Source organism: Vibrio sp. LaRot3, from assembly GCF_027587025.1.
In the GTDB taxonomy this organism is placed as follows: domain Bacteria; phylum Pseudomonadota; class Gammaproteobacteria; order Enterobacterales; family Vibrionaceae; genus Vibrio.
In genome coordinates, this window is sequence record NZ_JAPPTI010000006.1 from 127,249 (window position 1) to 142,871 (window position 15,623).

Consider the following 15,623-nt stretch of genomic DNA (forward strand, 5'->3'; position numbering starts at 1 on the left):
TGTTACGCTTCCTCCGCGACTTTCTTACCGTCAGGCTTAAACATGCCGATAACGAAATCCATTGATGATGCGACTTTGCCTTGGTTTACTGCAGCTGCTGGGTCAACGTTTTTCGGACAAACTTCAGAACAGAAGCCCACGAATGTACAACCCCAAGCACCGTTATCACCATTAATAAGCGGCATACGCTCTGCTTTACCATTGTCACGGCTATCTAGGTTATAGCGGTGAGCAAGAGTAAGAGCTGCTGGGCCGATGAACTCTGGGTTTAAACCAAACTGAGGACAGGCCGCGTAGCAAAGACCACAGTTAATACAGCCAGCGAACTGCTTGTATTTAGCCATTTGCTCAGGAGTTTGCAGGTTAGTGCCATCTTCTGGTTTGCGGTCGTTACCGATGATGTATGGCTTAATTGCTTCAAGACGCTCGATAAATGGCGTCATATCAACAATTAAGTCTTTTTCGATAGGGAAGTTTGCAAGTGGTTCAATCTTCACGCCATCTGGGTAATCACGTAGGAAGCTCTTACACGCAAGCTTAGGCACACCATTTACCATGATGCCGCAAGAGCCACAGATCGCCATACGACAAGACCAACGGTAAGAAAGGTCTTTGTCTAGGTGATCTTTTACATAGCCTAGGGCGTCAAGTACCGACATGGTTTCGTCAAATGGTACATCGAATTTTTGGAAATGTGGTTCAGCGTCTTGCTCAGGGTCGTAACGCAGAATGTCCACTTTTTGAATGCGATTGGCTGACATTATGCTTGCTCCTCTGCTGCTTTCGCTTCAGCTGCTTTTTCAGCCGCTGCGGCTTTTTCTGCGGCTTCACCGTATAGACGTGCTTTCGGTTGTGACTTAGTAATGGTCACATTGCTGTAGTCGATACTTGGCGCAGCATCTTCTTGGAAGAAGGCCAGCGAGTGTTTCAGGAAGTTCACGTCATCACGCTCTGTACAGCCGTCGTCTAGACGTTGGTGAGCACCGCGAGACTCTTTACGTAGGATAGCCGAATGAACCATCGCTTCAGCAACTTCAAGGCCGTAGCCCACTTCGATAGCGTAAAGTAGGTCAGTATTGAATACTTTGCCTTTGTCTTTGATGCTGATTTTCTTGTAGCGCTGTTTTAGCTCGGTGATCTTATCGATGGTTGCTTGCATCAAGTCTTCTTGGCGGTAAATACCACAACCCGCTTCCATGGTGTGACCCATTTCAGTACGGATATCAGCCCAGTTTTCATCGCCTTCTTGGTTCATTAGTGCTGCAATGCGCTCTTCAACCGCCTTAACTTGAGTCGCAATAGACTCGTCGTTCCAGCCTTTGAATTCTACTGCGCGTTGTACTGCGTGTTCACCCGCTACGCGGCCAAATACCACGAACTCAGCCAACGAGTTAGAACCAAGGCGGTTGGCACCGTGAAGACCAACAGAAGCACATTCACCAACTGCGAATAGACCTTTAATGCGAGTTTCACATTCGCCATTAGTTTCAATACCACCCATGGTGTAGTGAACGGTTGGACGAATTGGAATTGGCTCTTTGGCTGGGTCTACGTTGACGTAAGCTTTCGCTAATTCACAGATGAATGGTAGACGCTCTTGCAGATACTCTTCACCAAGGTGGCGAAGATCTAGGTGTACAACATCACCTAGAGGATGTTTGATGGTGTTGCCTTTTTGCTGTTCGTGCCAGAACGCTTGAGAAACTTTGTCACGTGGACCCAGTTCCATGTATTTGTTCTTAGGTTGACCCACTGGTGTTTCAGGGCCCATGCCGTAATCTTGTAGGTAGCGGTAGCCGTCCTTGTTGACGATAATACCGCCTTCACCACGACAACCTTCAGTCATCAAGATGCCCGTACCCGGAAGACCAGTTGGGTGGTACTGAACGAACTCCATATCACGTAGAGGAACGCCGTGGCGGTAAGCCATCGCCATACCATCACCCGTTACGATACCGCCGTTAGTGTTACAGTGGTAAACGCGGCCAGCGCCGCCCGTTGCGAGCACAACTGATTTTGCTTTAATCGTAACTAATTCGCCTTCCGACATATGAATAGCGATAAGGCCTTGAACTTCGCCCTCATCAACAAGGAGGTCAACTACAAAGTACTCATCAAAGCGTTTGATGTTGTCGTACTTCATTGAAGTTTGGAATAGCGTGTGAAGCATGTGGAAGCCAGTTTTGTCGGCTGCAAACCATGTGCGCTCGACTTTCATACCGCCAAAGCGGCGAACATTGACTTCACCGTTTTCTTTACGGCTCCATGGGCAACCCCATTGCTCCATCTGGATCATTTCGCGAGTTGAGTTTTTTACGAAATATTCAACAACGTCCTGTTCACATAGCCAGTCGCCACCGCCAACGGTATCGTTGAAGTGGTTATCTAAGCTATCTTCTTCCTTGATAACTGCTGCTGAGCCGCCCTCTGCTGCGACTGTGTGAGAACGCATTGGATAAACTTTTGAAATCAGAGCGATTTCTAAGTCAGGGTTTGCTTCAGCTGCTGCAATAGCAGTACGAAGACCAGCGCCGCCTGCGCCGATGACTGCGATATCTGTGATGATAGTTTGCACAGTTATCCTCCAGTGTGTAGTCGCGGTAATACCGCTTGTTATTGTTGTGAGAACATGCAGTAACTTCTGGCTTGAGAAGAACGTGCTACACGTAGCTCAAAAGTGGTAACACCAGTGTAAGAGAGGGGAATTTGGTAAAAATTGATTTATTCGGGATTTCTTTCCGGTAATGCATTTACAAGCATAAAAATTTCGCGATATGTGAAAGCAGTCACGGCATGACATTTTCATGACTATAAGAAACACATTTGTTGTTAAGTCTTTGTTATGTATTGAAATTTGTAAATGATAATAATTTAGATTTGGTCTTAAAAAACAAATCGATAGCATCAAGCTTGCCAATCAAGATAGAAGTGATATGTTCGCCCAGTATTTATGAATTAGAGAGAATTCACGATGGAATGGCAACCAACGGCTCCCATAGAGCTATTGCGCCAGCGCGCAGAGATATTAGCCAATATTCGTCAGTTTTTTGCGAAGCGACAAGTGCTAGAAGTCGATACTCCAGCAATGAGTCATGCAACTGTGACGGATATTCACTTGCATACTTTTCAGACTCAGTTTATTGGCCCTGAATATGCGCATGGCAGTCACCTCTATCTAATGACCAGTCCTGAGTTCCACATGAAGCGTTTGTTAGCTGCGGGTAGTGGCTGTATTTATCAAATCAATAAAGCGTTTCGTAATGAAGAGAATGGTCGTTACCACAACCCAGAATTTACCATGTTGGAATGGTATCGCGTTGGATTTGATCATCATGATCTGATGAATGAGATGGATGAATTGCTGCAACTCGCCCTTAAGTGTGGTCATGCTGAGCGCATGACTTATCAGCAAGCCTTTATCAACGTATTGGGTGTTTGTCCGCTAGAAGGTTCAATGGATGAGCTGAAAGCCGTTGCTGCAACACTTGGACTAAGCGACATCGCTGAGCCTGAGCAAGACAGAGACACGCTATTGCAACTGCTCTTTAGTGTTGGAGTCGAGTGTAAAATTGGTCAGCAAGTACCTGCGTTTGTGTATGACTTTCCGGCTTCTCAAGCGGCGCTGGCAAAAATTAACCCAAAAGATGATCGAGTGGCTGACCGTTTTGAGGTTTATTTTAAAGGCATAGAGCTAGCCAATGGCTTCCATGAGCTCGACAACCCGAAAGAGCAACTCGCCCGTTTTGAGCAAGATAACGCTAAGCGCCTTGAAATGGGATTAGAAGTTCAGCCGATTGATTACCATTTGATCGCGGCATTAGAGTCTGGTTTACCAGATTGCGCGGGTGTCGCTTTGGGGATTGATCGTTTGATTATGTTGGCTCTGGGCTGCGAACATATCGATCAAGTCACCGCATTTCCGTTTCCTAGGGCGTAAGAACAAAGCATAGATATGCAGGAGCGAGAGCTAGATCCTTAAATCTTTTGGTTCTTCTCTCGCCTAGTCAGCGCAAGCCCGCTATACTCCGAGACTGAATTTGCAACAGGGGTTGGTGTTCCAACCCTTCTATTTATACAAGAGCACAGGATATGCAAGAATACATCGCGTTTTTCCAAGAGAATATGATTATGTCAGTGGTATGGGTTGGCCTAGTTGTCGCTCTTATCATGAATATCGTAAAAACATCGACAGCTGCTTACAAAGAAATCACGGCAGCGGAGACAACAACACTGATTAACCGTGAAAATGGCGTAGTGGTGGATATTCGCTCTAAAGATGAGTACAAAAAAGGTCATATTACTGAAGCAGTTCACATTTTGCCGTCAGAAATCAAATCAGGCAGCTTTGGTAGCCTTGAAAACCGTAAATCTGACCCAATCATTGTGGTATGCAAAACTGGTCAAACAGCGCAAGAAAGCGCTAACTTACTTGCTAAAGCTGGCTTTGAGAAAGTAAGTGTACTGAAGAACGGTTTGACAGCTTGGAGTGAAGCAAACCTTCCGCTTGTGCGCGGCAAGAAGTAATCATTCGAGCAAGTTGATTAATTACCCAACGATTGATGAAGAGAGATGTGAAGATAGCCACGCTTTTCATGGCTTAAATAGTTATTGAATCATCTCTCGGTTAGTCTCAAGCAGACTTTGATTTTAAGGAATAAAGGATTCAAAAATGGCTGAAGCAGCACCGCAACAAGAAGCGCAAAATTTCGCAATTCAACGTGTTTTCCTAAAAGACGTATCTTTTGAAGCGCCTAACTCACCAGACATGTTCCAAAAAGAGTGGAACCCAGATGTAAAACTGGATCTAGACACTCAAAGCCGTGAACTAGGTGAAGGTGTTTACGAAGTGGTTCTACGTCTTACAGTGACAGTTAAGAACGCAGAAGACACAGCTTTCCTATGTGAAGTTCAACAAGGCGGTATCTTTACTGCTGAGAAGATGGAAGCGGGTCAATTGGCTCACTGCCTAGGTGCATTCTGCCCGAACATCCTATTCCCTTACGCTCGTGAAACTATCTCAAGCCTAGTGGTTAAAGGTACGTTCCCACAACTTAACCTTGCTCCAGTAAACTTTGATGCGCTGTTCATGAACTACCTACAGCAGCAAGCTCAGCAAGGCGAAGGCCAAGCGGAAGCATAATTAACGCCTGACTGCGTTATTATTTTAGAAATGCACAAGGCACGCGAAACGCATGCGTTGTGCATTTTTTGTTTTAGCCGGTTAACTGAACAGTTATACCTAAGTCGCTTTCATCAAGCTAAGCTGTTTTAAGGCTGCTTAGATATAAACAATCAAAATGACAACATGAAAATAGGCGGAACAATGACAGATACAAACGTAACCAATGCCTACGGTAAAGAGATTGCAATGACAGTGATAGGCGCGGGCTCATACGGTACGTCGCTAGCAATTTCTTTAGCTCGTAATGGGGCAAACGTGGTGATCTGGGGTCATGAGCCAGAGCATATGGCGAAGTTAGAGGCTGATCGTGCTAACCATGAGTTTTTACCGGGTATTGATTTCCCTGAGTCTTTGATTGTTGAATCAGATTTAGAAAAAGCCGTTTCAGCGTGTCGTGATCTATTGGTAGTCGTACCAAGTCATGTGTTTGGCATTGTATTAAACAGTGTTAAGCCACACCTGCGTGAAGATACGCGTATCTGTTGGGCAACCAAAGGCCTAGAGCCAGAAACAGGTCGCCTGCTAAAAGAAGTGGCGCACGATATCATCGGTGAAGAATACTCACTCGCGGTGCTATCCGGCCCTACGTTTGCTAAAGAGCTCGCGATGGGTATGCCGACTGCTATTTCTGTGGCTTCACCAGATGCAGAGTTTGTTACAGACCTACAAGAGAAAATCCACTGCAGTAAGACCTTCCGCGTTTATGCTAACAGTGACTTTACTGGTATGCAGTTAGGTGGCGCAGTGAAGAACGTTATCGCCATTGGTGCTGGTATGTCAGACGGTATTGGTTTTGGTGCTAACGCTCGTACTGCACTGATTACCCGTGGCCTTGCGGAAATGTGTCGTCTGGGTGCGGCGCTGGGCGCTCAAACGGAAACCTTTATGGGTATGGCGGGTTTAGGTGATTTAGTCCTAACCTGTACCGATAACCAATCACGTAACCGCCGTTTTGGTTTAGCTCTTGGGCAAGGCAAAGATGTCGATACTGCACAAGATGAAATTGGCCAAGTGGTTGAAGGTTATCGTAATACCAAAGAGGTTTGGATGCTGTCTCAGCGCATGGGTGTTGAGATGCCAATAGTTGACCAAATCTATCAAGTATTGTATCAAGGTAAAGACGCGCGAGAAGCTGCAAAGGATTTGCTTGCGCGAGATAAGAAAGCAGAAGCTTAATAAGCGTAAAGAGCCCAAAGGTTTTCAATGAAACATTGTGAGAAACAACAAGTCTGGCAGTCGATAGTTCAGGAAGCAAGGCAGCTAACTGAACAAGAACCCATGCTTGCCAGTTTCTATCATGCCACCATTATCAAGCATGATAGTCTCTGCTCGGCATTGAGTTACATTCTTGCCAATAAGCTGAATACGGTATCCATGCCTGCCATGGCTGTGCGTGAAGTGGTTGAAGAAGCCTTCGCGGCTGACCCTAGTATCATTGAAGCGGCGGCTTGTGATATTTGTGCTACGGTAAACCGAGATCCTGCAGTCGCCATGTATTCCATGCCATTGCTGTATTTGAAAGGCTACCATGCGCTGCAAGGTTATCGCGTTGCTAACTGGCTTTGGAAGCAAGGGCGCGTCGCTTTGGCGACTTATCTGCAAAACCAAATCTCAGTGTCTTGTCAGGTGGATATTCACCCAGCGGCTCGAATTGGTCGCGGCATCATGCTCGATCACGCTACGGGGATTGTGATTGGTGAAACCGCTGTCGTTGAAAACGATGTGTCTATTCTGCAAGACGTCACCTTAGGTGGTACGGGTAAAGAGTGCGGTGATCGTCACCCGAAAATTCGCGAAGGTGTAATGATCGGAGCGGGCGCTAAGATTCTGGGCAATATTGAAGTGGGCGAGGGCGCGAAGATTGCCTCTTGTTCTGTAGTGCTTCAACCTGTGCCGGCGCACACTACCGCGGCCGGTGTTCCTGCTAAGATTGTAGGCCGACCAAAAACAGATAAGCCATCGCTGGATATGGATCAGCAGTTTAATGGCAAGTCGCAAAGCTTTATGGATGGCGACGGCATCTAATCTGAAGTACTTAAAGAAAGAGTCAGCATTTGCTGGCTCTTTTTGTATCTGAGGGCGGCATAAAAAAGGCTGTCGAAGTGACAGCCTTTAGGGGGTAACGATTAAGCGAGCGCTTCTAGTTCAGCTAGAACTTCATCAGCCCATTGAATCCACGCTTGACGAAGCAGTAGATTGCGGCGAAGTGTTAGACGCTCTAAACGTTGCTGTTTGTCTAGCATCGCAATGTTAGCGTAGTAAGCTGCTTCAATCTCTTGGTAGTGAGCTACCAATTTACGAGACTCTTCTACTAACTCAGCCAGTTGTGCCTTGTATGGCGCTGAAGGTTGTACAGAGCAAGCCATCAGTTTTGCTGAGAACTCGTCACGAACGGTTGGGTGCGCGGTAGGTTGGTCGAACCATTCACCAAGAGCTACGCGGCCCGCATCGGTAATTGAGTAAACTTTACGGTCAGGTTTGCCTTCTTGAGGCTCTAAAACGCAAGTAACAAGCTCGTTTTGCGCCATTTTGTTTAGCTCGCGGTACACCTGCTGGTGGCTCGCCTTCCAAAAGTACCCGATAGTAGCGGAAAATTCTTTGGTGATGTCGTATCCAGTTGCGTCGCGTGTGCTAAGAACTGTGAGGATTACGTGTGGTAATGACATGTCTTCAATCCAAATGGTCAATAAACTTCAATATCTACTGCTAACAACAAACTGTGCTTCTTGAGGCACTTATTGTGAAACCGTTGCTTGCAGCGCCAACAAATGTTGGCCATGTCACCTTAAAAGCCGTTCTTCACCTAGGTCGACAATTTCTTGTCTAGGGTTGCGATATGTATTTTTATTTGAGAATCGCAAAGGAGCGATATTATATCTAAATAATAAGCATAAAGTGGAATAGATGGACATATTTACCCAAAAAACTGACAATTATCTCAATAAAATATTCAGTCAGAATTAAATTCTAAGGTTGTGGTTTTTAATGTCTTAATAGTGGGGTTTTGTGTGGTAAATATTAGCTTGGTAGGAGTGTGTAATATTTGCACGTTGTGAAACAGCTCAAATATAGCAAGGCCACTTAGGTAGTGGCCTTGCTCTTTAGAGGGATTAACCGGTGTTACGCATACCTGCGGCAATACCTGCAATGGTCACCATAAGCGCTTCTTCTAGTTCAACTGAAGGGTGCTCAATTTGGCGAGTACGGTAAAGCAGCTCAGCTTGTAGCATGTTCAATGGCTCAACATAAATATTACGTAAGCGAATTGACTCTAAGCCCCAAGGGTCGCTTTGCATCAGGTTCTCATTGTTCTCTACGTTTAGCACCGCTTTGATGTCTTTCTGTAGTTGTTCACGCAGGCGGTCACCTAGCGGAAGCAGTTTAGGATCAGCAAGGCGTTGGTCGTAGTAACGAGAGATCTCAATGTTACATTTCGAGTACACCATCTCAAGCATGCCTAAGCGTGTAGAGAAGAATGGCCACTCACGACACATCTCTTCTAGTAGAGCTTGATGACCTTTATCGATAGAGTATTGAATCGCTTCACCAGCACCCAGCCAAGCTGGCAGTACCAGACGATTTTGGCTCCATGAGAAGATCCATGGAATCGCACGCAAGCTTTCAACACCGCCATTAGGGTTACGTTTCGCAGGGCGAGAACCCAGAGGGAGTTTACCAAGTTCTAGTTCTGGTGTTGCTTGGCGGAAGTAAGGCACGAAATCTGGCTCACCACGAACTACGCTACGGTAAGACTCACAGCTTACTTCTGATAGCACGTCCATTAGGTCGCGCCATTCTTGTTTTGGCTCTGGTGGTGGCAGGAGGTTCGCTTCTAGAATCGCGCTCGCGTACATGTTGAAGCTGTTTACTGCTACTTCTGGTAGGCCAAGCTTAAAGCGAATCATCTCGCCTTGCTCAGTAACACGTAGGCCGCCTTTAAGGCTCTTCGGTGGCTGAGAAAGCAATGCAGCGTGCGCTGGCGCACCACCACGACCAATCGTACCGCCTCGGCCATGGAATAGGGTCAGTTCTACGCCTTCTTCTTCGGCAACTTTTACCAAGGCATCCATAGCATCGTACTGAGCCCAACCTGCCGCCATAACGCCGGCATCTTTTGCTGAATCAGAGTAGCCAATCATTACCATTTGATGGTTTTGAATAAAGCCGCGGTACAGGTCGATGCCCATAAGTTGCTTAATGACTGCTTCAGCGTTGTTTAAGTCATCCAACGTTTCGAATAACGGACAAACATCAAGACGGTAAGGGCAACCCGCTTCTTGTAGCAATAAGTGTACTGCCAGTACATCAGATGCGGTGCGAGCCATTGAAATAACGTAAGCACCGAAAGCACCACGTGGTTGAGCTGCGATGATCTTACATGTGTCTAAAACTTCTTTGACTGGCTCAGATGGTTGCCAATCAAGCGGAATCAGTGGGCGTTTTGAGCTGAGTTCTTGAGTTAAGAATGCAACCTTATCTTGCTCGCTCCATTGATCGTAATCGCCCATGCCTAGGTAGCGAGTCAGCTCAGACAGCACATCTGAATGACGGGTACTTTCTTGGCGAATATCCAAACGAACAAGGTGAACACCAAACGCTTTAACGCGACGCAGAGTATCCAGTAGTGACCCATCGGCAATCACGCCCATGCCACACTCGTGTAGCGATTGGTAACAAGCGTATAGCGGTTCCCAAAGTTGATCGGCGTGTTGCAATGGTGCTTTAACTGCCAGTTTCTGGCCGTTTACTTTCGCATCCAGAATCTCTTTGGTTTCGCTCAGTAGGTTACGTAGCTCTTTGAGTACTGCGCGGTAAGGTTCGTGCTCGTTTTCACCTGCTAATGCGCGGACGGCATCATTACACTTGGTCATCGATAGCTCGCTAACCAGTTCGTTGATGTCGTTTAGGTAAAGATCTGCGGCTTTCCAGCGAGATAGCAGCAGCACTTCACGAGTCACGGTATGAGTGACAAATGGGTTACCGTCACGGTCACCACCCATCCAAGATGAGAAGTGTACTGGGCGAGCATCAATCGGTAGGCCTTCACCTAAGTAAGACTCTAAACGCTCATCCAGTTCACGTAGGAAATCAGGTACCGCTTCCCAAAGAGAGTTTTCAACGACCGCATAACCCCATTTCGCTTCATCAAGCGGGGTCGGGCGCTGCTGACGAATCGTATCAGAGTGCCAGCTTTGGGCGATGAGTTGTTCTAAGCGACGCTCTGTTTTCTGGCGTTCTTTAACCGATAGGTCGCTCAGTTCAAGCTTAGATAAACACTCGTTGATTTTGACCAACTTGTTGATCATGGTACGGCGAGTAATTTCAGTTGGGTGTGCAGTGAGAACGAGTTCGATATTCAGATCGCGTACAGCTTGAGCGGTATCGAGCTTGCTGATTTCGTTCTGGCTAAGCTTTGAGAAAAGAGAGTTGATTGCATCCGGTTCACACACGTGCGCATCGCAGTGGCGCGAAATCGTGTGGTATTGCTCAGCCATGTTGGTTAGGTTGAGGAACTGGTTAAATGCGTGAGCAACAGGGGTGAGTTGCTCATTAGGCAGGTTTTTAATCTCTTCAATCAGATTATCGCGATCTGCTTGGTTTCCTGCACGAGCGGATTTGGAAAGTTTACGAATGGTCTCTACTTTTTCAAGGATTGCCTCTCCATGAGCGTCCTTGATGGTATTGCCGAGCAAATGACCTAACATGCTTACATTGCTACGCAGCGCAGAGTATTTCTCGTTCATTATCATCCTGCCTTGTAAAAAAATTACATCCATTGTTCCTTGTTAGGTAGACAATCTAGCTAAAAAAGTCGCTCCGAGTCAAATACCGTAGGTTAAGTTTGCAAAAATTGTGCAAGTGGATGTAACCACTCCCAAGTGCATAACTTTGCCTAAATTACTGAAATTTTATTACAGAAAATGTGGTTTTTACTAAGCTAGCGGAGACTGTAACGTGGTTTACGGCTAATCCCCATACGGCTTTAGTCGCAATAAGCCGACCAAGTCGGCTTATTACTCAAAGGTGCATTAAGATGCGAAGCAGTATTCGCGCATCGCTTTGGAAAGAATATTGATAGTTGGATCGATAAACTCAAACGCTAAGAATTCATCCGGTTGATGAGCTTGGTCTATAGAGCCGGGGCCAAGTACCAACGTTGGACAAAGCTGCTGAAGAAATGGTGCTTCAGTACAGTAGTTGACGGTTTCAGATGGCGTCTGACAGATGTGCTCCATGCTACCAATGAATGGATGGTCATGTTGGCACTCGTAACCGGGAATAGGTTCGTGCAAAGGAGTAATGGCAATTCTATCTGGCCATTTGGCTTGCACTTCTTTGAGCGCATCTCGTAAAAGGTTATCTAGGCCATCTAGGCTGATGCCCGGTAAAGGACGCACATCGTAATGCAGTTCACAACAACCACAAATTCGGTTGGCGCTATCACCACCATGGATATGACCAAGGTTCAATGTTGGGCTAGGAATAGCAAAACCTGGGTGGTGATACTCTTTGATTAATCGATCACGAAGCTGCATTAACGCAAACAATACCTCATGCATGATTTCGATGGCATTCACACCCAGCGCTGGATCGGAAGAGTGACCAGAGCGACCTGTTACTCGAACCGCATTGGCGACATGGCCTTTATGGCCGCGAATAGGCACTAAGCTAGTCGGCTCACCAATAATGCAGTAGTCCGGCTTAAATGGCGCGCTTTCAGTGAAATGGCGTGCGCCGAGCATGGTGGTTTCTTCGTCGCAAGTGGCTAACACATACAATGGCTTGGTTTGCTTACTCCAATCGACTTTTTTTACTGCTTCAATAACAAAGGCGAAAAAGCCTTTCATATCCGCTGTACCTAAGCCATAGAAACGGTTGTTGGCCTCAGTGAGAGCGTGAGGTTCAAAATTCCAACGGCCTTCATCGAAAGGCACGGTATCACTATGGCCAGCCAGCAAAAGGCCGCCTTCCCCTTCGCCTTTTTTCGCAATCAGGTTGAATTTGCCAGTTTCTACTTCAGTAAGCTCAACCTTAAAACCAACATCTTTTAGCCAAGTGGCCAATTTTTCTATCACCGCTTGGTTTCCTTCATCCCAACTAGGATCCGAAGAGCTAATCGATGAGGTTGAAATCAGACCACTGTAGATCTCTTTAAAACTAGGTAATTGCATTTTAACTTCGATTTCCCTGTTGACAGATTTTCACTAAGAAGGTAAAAACATATTAAATCATTTTTAATGAATAAAAAATCATTAAAGTATGCATGAAATAGTTTTTTAGTCACAACGTGGTGACACTGGTTAAACGATTTGGATGTCTTGAAATGCTGAAAACGACCATCATTGGTGCAACAGGTTATACCGGAGCAGAGCTAGCGCTGATGGTGCATAAACACCCAGAGCTTACGCTAGCAGGTTTGTATGTCTCAGCCAACAGTTTAGATGCAGGGAAAAGCATCTCGTCACTACACGGTAAATTGGCAGGTATTGTCGATGATGCTGTTCAACCTTTAACGGACGTTGAGTTAGTAGCAAAACAAAGCGATGTGGTGTTTCTTGCTACTGCTCATGAAGTAAGCCACGACCTTGCACCACAATTTTTACAGCAAGGTTGTCAGGTATTTGATTTATCCGGTGCATTTAGAGTCAAGAAACAAGGTTTCTACCCTGAATTTTATGGTTTCGAGCACCAACACGAACAATGGCTAGATAACGCAGCGTATGGCTTAGCAGAATGGGCAAATGAAGAAATCAAACAAGCCCAATTAATCGCGGTACCCGGTTGTTACCCAACGGCTTCACAGTTGGCGATTAAGCCTCTAATTGAAGCTGGGTTAGTTGAAACTAATCAATGGCCCGTGATCAATGCGACCAGTGGCGTTTCAGGTGCAGGCAGAAAAGCGACCTTAACCAATAGCTACTGCGAAGTAAGCCTACAAGCTTATGGCGTGTTCAATCATCGCCACCAACCAGAGATCGCGAGCCATTTAGGCTGCGATGTGATTTTTACTCCGCATCTGGGCAATTTCAAACGCGGCATTTTGGCGACGATTACCCTAAAGCTCAAAGCAGGGACAAGCGCAGAACAAGTGGCGACAGCCATGAGCAATGCCTATGAAGGCAAAGTTGGGGTTCGTCTTCAAGAGGGGCTACCACAACTACAAAATGTTCAGTTTACGCCTTTCTGCGATATTGGCTGGAAGGTTCAAGGTGAACACGTCGTCATTGGCTCAGCCATCGACAACTTATTGAAAGGTGCATCGAGTCAAGCGATGCAGTGTTTAAACATCCACTACGGATACCCTGAGTTAACAGCCCTGCTTTAGAGGGCTTATCAAGGAATGGTAATGACAGATAACAAACAAACTCCATTGGTGATCAAACTGGGCGGTGCGGCTCTGTCTTGTACAGATACGCTAAGTCAGGTTTTTGGTGCAATTGCGAACTACCAAAAACAAGCCCAGCGACGAATTGTGATCGTCCACGGAGGGGGTTATCTAGTGGACGATCTAATGGCAAAGCTAAAACTTGAGACCGTTAAAAAACAAGGTCTACGAGTAACGCCTTACGACCAAATCCCACTGATTGCTGGCGCGCTAGCTGGCACTGCAAATAAGCAGCTGCAAGGGCAAGCAATTAAAGATGGTCTCAATGCCGTAGGCATTAGTTTGGCAGATGGCGGCTTATGTCATGTGGAAGAACTCGACCCAGAGTTAGGTGCGGTAGGCAAAGCCACACCGGGAGACTCAACAGTTCTTCAAGCGATACTCGCAACAGGGGCGCTACCAATCATCAGCTCAATTGGATTAACCGAAAAAGGTGAGTTGATGAACGTAAACGCAGATCAAGCAGCGGTTGCCGTTGCTGGCGCATTAGACGCTGAGCTCGTGCTGTTATCAGATGTGAGCGGTGTGCTTGATGGTAAAGGTCATTTGATTAAAAGCTTAGATGAGCAACAAGCCAAGCAACTGATTGATGGCCATGTAATTACCGACGGCATGATCGTTAAAGTTAACGCTGCATTAGAAGCCGCTAACGATCTAGGTCGCCCAATTGAAGTGGCGACATGGCGCTACCCTGAAAAACTAGCCGAGCTATTTGCAGGCAAGAGTATCGGCACACAATTTTTGCCGAAATAAACACAATAGATAAGTAATAAATTGATACCAATACGCACTCAGAATGCGGGTTGGTCGGAGAATTAAGATGAGCAAAGTACAAGTAAACAAAGTCGTTGTAGCCTACTCAGGCGGTCTGGATACCTCAGTGATCATTCCATGGCTGAAAGAAAACTATGATTGTGAAGTTGTGGCTTTCGTTGCGGATGTTGGTCAAGGCGAAGAAGAGCTAGAAGGCATTGAAGAGAAAGCCAAAGCATCGGGTGCATCAGAGTGTTATGTGGTTGACCTCAAAGAAGAGATGGTGGCGGATTACATCTTTCCGACGCTAAAAACCGGTGCTTACTACGAAGGCAAGTACTTACTAGGTACTTCAATGGCACGTCCAATTATTGCTAAAGCTCAAGTTGAGATTGCCCGTAAAGTGGGTGCAGATGCGCTATGCCATGGCTGTACGGGTAAAGGTAATGACCAAGTTCGTTTTGAAGGTGCATTCGCAGCGCTTGCCCCTGATCTACAAGTGATTGCGCCATGGCGTGAGTGGGACATCGTTAGCCGTGAAGAGTGTCTGGATTACCTTGCGGAACGTAACATCCCTTGTAGCGCTTCACTGACTAAAATCTACTCTCGTGATGCTAACGCATGGCATATCTCGACAGAAGGCGGCGTACTAGAAAATACGTGGAATGCGCCTAATGAAGATTGCTGGGTTTGGACGGTTGATCCTGAGCAAGCGCCAAACGAAGCTGAATATGTGTCTTTGAAAGTTGAGAAAGGTGAGATTGTTGCGGTTGATGGCGAGCAAATGACGCCGTACAACGCATTGATGTACTTAAACGAAAAAGGTGCTAAGCACGGTGTTGGCCGTATCGATATCGTAGAAAACCGTTTGGTAGGTATGAAGTCTCGTGGCTGTTACGAAACACCAGGGGGCACGATTATGATGGAAGCACTGCGCGCGGTAGAGCAATTAGTGCTAGATAAGACATCGTTCGAGTTCCGTGAAGAACTAGGTGTAAAAGCATCCCATCTTGTATACGATGGTCGTTGGTTCACGCCACTATGTAAGTCGATTCTTGCTGCGTCAGAAGAGCTGGCTCAAGACGTTAACGGTGAGGTTGTGGTGAAGCTTTACAAAGGCCAAGCAGTCGTGACGCAGAAGCGTTCAGACAACAGCTTGTACTGCGAAGAGTTTGCAACCTTTGGCGAAGATGAAGTGTACGACCAAAGCCATGCTGGTGGCTTTATCCGTCTTTACTCGCTATCAAGCAGAATCAGAGCGCTAAACGAAGCGAAGAAGAAATAATCGTGACTAACTGACTC

General features: G+C 46.4%; 13 protein-coding genes. 8 read left to right on the top strand and 5 right to left on the bottom strand.

Features of this window, described 5'->3' with window-relative positions; genetic code table 11:
• Positions 1-2: 2 nt before the first annotated feature.
• Both OH461_RS13620 and frdA read right to left on the bottom strand, forming a co-directional pair.
• The gene (locus OH461_RS13620) at positions 3-761 is read right to left on the bottom strand and encodes a succinate dehydrogenase/fumarate reductase iron-sulfur subunit (RefSeq protein ID WP_260260030.1); all 759 of its coding nucleotides are present in this window, start codon (positions 759-761) and stop codon (positions 3-5) included.
• A complete protein-coding gene (gene frdA / locus OH461_RS13625) occupies positions 761-2,575 on the bottom strand; it encodes a fumarate reductase (quinol) flavoprotein subunit (RefSeq protein WP_270021153.1) in 1,815 nt (604 codons plus the stop codon). The genes OH461_RS13620 and frdA overlap by 1 nt, the downstream gene beginning before the upstream one ends.
• Before the next feature lie 396 nt (positions 2,576-2,971).
• Between frdA and epmA the strand changes: the two genes are divergently transcribed.
• The 5 genes from epmA to cysE all read left to right on the top strand — a co-directional run bounded on the left by epmA (position 2,972) and on the right by cysE (position 7,207).
• The gene (gene epmA / locus OH461_RS13630; RefSeq protein ID WP_270021154.1) at positions 2,972-3,937 is read left to right on the top strand and encodes an elongation factor P--(R)-beta-lysine ligase; all 966 of its coding nucleotides are present in this window, start codon (positions 2,972-2,974) and stop codon (positions 3,935-3,937) included.
• A 152-nt stretch (positions 3,938-4,089) separates the two neighbouring features.
• Positions 4,090-4,524: a rhodanese-like domain-containing protein gene (locus OH461_RS13635; protein WP_270021155.1), complete on the top strand. Its 435-nt coding sequence runs from the start codon at positions 4,090-4,092 to the stop codon at positions 4,522-4,524.
• A gap of 145 nt (positions 4,525-4,669) precedes the next feature.
• On the top strand, positions 4,670-5,140 hold the full coding sequence (gene secB, locus OH461_RS13640) for a protein-export chaperone SecB (RefSeq protein ID WP_260260018.1): 471 nt from the start codon (positions 4,670-4,672) through the stop codon (positions 5,138-5,140).
• A 183-nt stretch (positions 5,141-5,323) separates the two neighbouring features.
• Positions 5,324-6,358 carry an NAD(P)H-dependent glycerol-3-phosphate dehydrogenase gene (gene gpsA / locus OH461_RS13645; RefSeq protein ID WP_270021156.1) on the top strand — a complete coding sequence of 345 codons (1,035 nt, stop codon included), beginning with the start codon at positions 5,324-5,326 and terminating at the stop codon, positions 6,356-6,358.
• A gap of 27 nt (positions 6,359-6,385) precedes the next feature.
• On the top strand, positions 6,386-7,207 hold the full coding sequence (cysE, locus tag OH461_RS13650; protein WP_270021157.1) for a serine O-acetyltransferase: 822 nt from the start codon (positions 6,386-6,388) through the stop codon (positions 7,205-7,207).
• 101 nt (positions 7,208-7,308) lie between these two features.
• Here the strand turns inward: cysE and OH461_RS13655 are convergent, their stop codons facing one another.
• From OH461_RS13655 to argE, 3 genes are all read right to left on the bottom strand, one after another.
• A complete protein-coding gene (locus OH461_RS13655) occupies positions 7,309-7,848 on the bottom strand; it encodes a PadR family transcriptional regulator (protein WP_260260014.1) in 540 nt (179 codons plus the stop codon).
• A 444-nt stretch (positions 7,849-8,292) separates the two neighbouring features.
• Positions 8,293-10,926 (bottom strand): phosphoenolpyruvate carboxylase, encoded by a 2,634-nt coding sequence (gene ppc / locus OH461_RS13660; protein ID WP_270021158.1) that lies wholly within the window; start codon positions 10,924-10,926, stop codon positions 8,293-8,295.
• 285 nt (positions 10,927-11,211) lie between these two features.
• On the bottom strand, positions 11,212-12,354 hold the full coding sequence (gene argE / locus OH461_RS13665; RefSeq protein ID WP_270021159.1) for an acetylornithine deacetylase: 1,143 nt from the start codon (positions 12,352-12,354) through the stop codon (positions 11,212-11,214).
• Positions 12,355-12,506: 152 nt separating this feature from the next.
• Between argE and argC the strand changes: the two genes are divergently transcribed.
• The 3 genes from argC to OH461_RS13680 all read left to right on the top strand — a co-directional run bounded on the left by argC (position 12,507) and on the right by OH461_RS13680 (position 15,606).
• Positions 12,507-13,508, top strand: coding sequence for an N-acetyl-gamma-glutamyl-phosphate reductase (gene argC / locus OH461_RS13670; RefSeq protein WP_270021160.1), 1,002 nt, complete (start codon positions 12,507-12,509; stop codon positions 13,506-13,508).
• A gap of 21 nt (positions 13,509-13,529) precedes the next feature.
• Positions 13,530-14,321: an acetylglutamate kinase gene (gene argB, locus OH461_RS13675; protein WP_270021161.1), complete on the top strand. Its 792-nt coding sequence runs from the start codon at positions 13,530-13,532 to the stop codon at positions 14,319-14,321.
• 67 nt (positions 14,322-14,388) lie between these two features.
• On the top strand, positions 14,389-15,606 hold the full coding sequence (locus OH461_RS13680; protein ID WP_260260009.1) for an argininosuccinate synthase: 1,218 nt from the start codon (positions 14,389-14,391) through the stop codon (positions 15,604-15,606).
• The last annotated feature ends 17 nt before the right edge of the window (positions 15,607-15,623 follow it).

Coding starts and splice junctions, on each gene's coding strand:
- argE (WP_270021159.1), bottom strand. CDS start 12,354: ATGCAATTACCTAGTTTTAAAGAGATCTACAGTGGTCTGATTTCAACC.
- argC (WP_270021160.1), top strand. CDS start 12,507: ATGCTGAAAACGACCATCATTGGTGCAACAGGTTATACCGGAGCAGAG.
- OH461_RS13680 (WP_260260009.1), top strand. CDS start 14,389: ATGAGCAAAGTACAAGTAAACAAAGTCGTTGTAGCCTACTCAGGCGGT.
- cysE (WP_270021157.1), top strand. CDS start 6,386: ATGAAACATTGTGAGAAACAACAAGTCTGGCAGTCGATAGTTCAGGAA.
- gpsA (WP_270021156.1), top strand. CDS start 5,324: ATGACAGATACAAACGTAACCAATGCCTACGGTAAAGAGATTGCAATG.
- OH461_RS13635 (WP_270021155.1), top strand. CDS start 4,090: ATGCAAGAATACATCGCGTTTTTCCAAGAGAATATGATTATGTCAGTG.
- OH461_RS13620 (WP_260260030.1), bottom strand. CDS start 761: ATGTCAGCCAATCGCATTCAAAAAGTGGACATTCTGCGTTACGACCCT.
- ppc (WP_270021158.1), bottom strand. CDS start 10,926: ATGAACGAGAAATACTCTGCGCTGCGTAGCAATGTAAGCATGTTAGGT.
- OH461_RS13655 (WP_260260014.1), bottom strand. CDS start 7,848: ATGTCATTACCACACGTAATCCTCACAGTTCTTAGCACACGCGACGCA.
- secB (WP_260260018.1), top strand. CDS start 4,670: ATGGCTGAAGCAGCACCGCAACAAGAAGCGCAAAATTTCGCAATTCAA.
- epmA (WP_270021154.1), top strand. CDS start 2,972: ATGGAATGGCAACCAACGGCTCCCATAGAGCTATTGCGCCAGCGCGCA.
- argB (WP_270021161.1), top strand. CDS start 13,530: ATGACAGATAACAAACAAACTCCATTGGTGATCAAACTGGGCGGTGCG.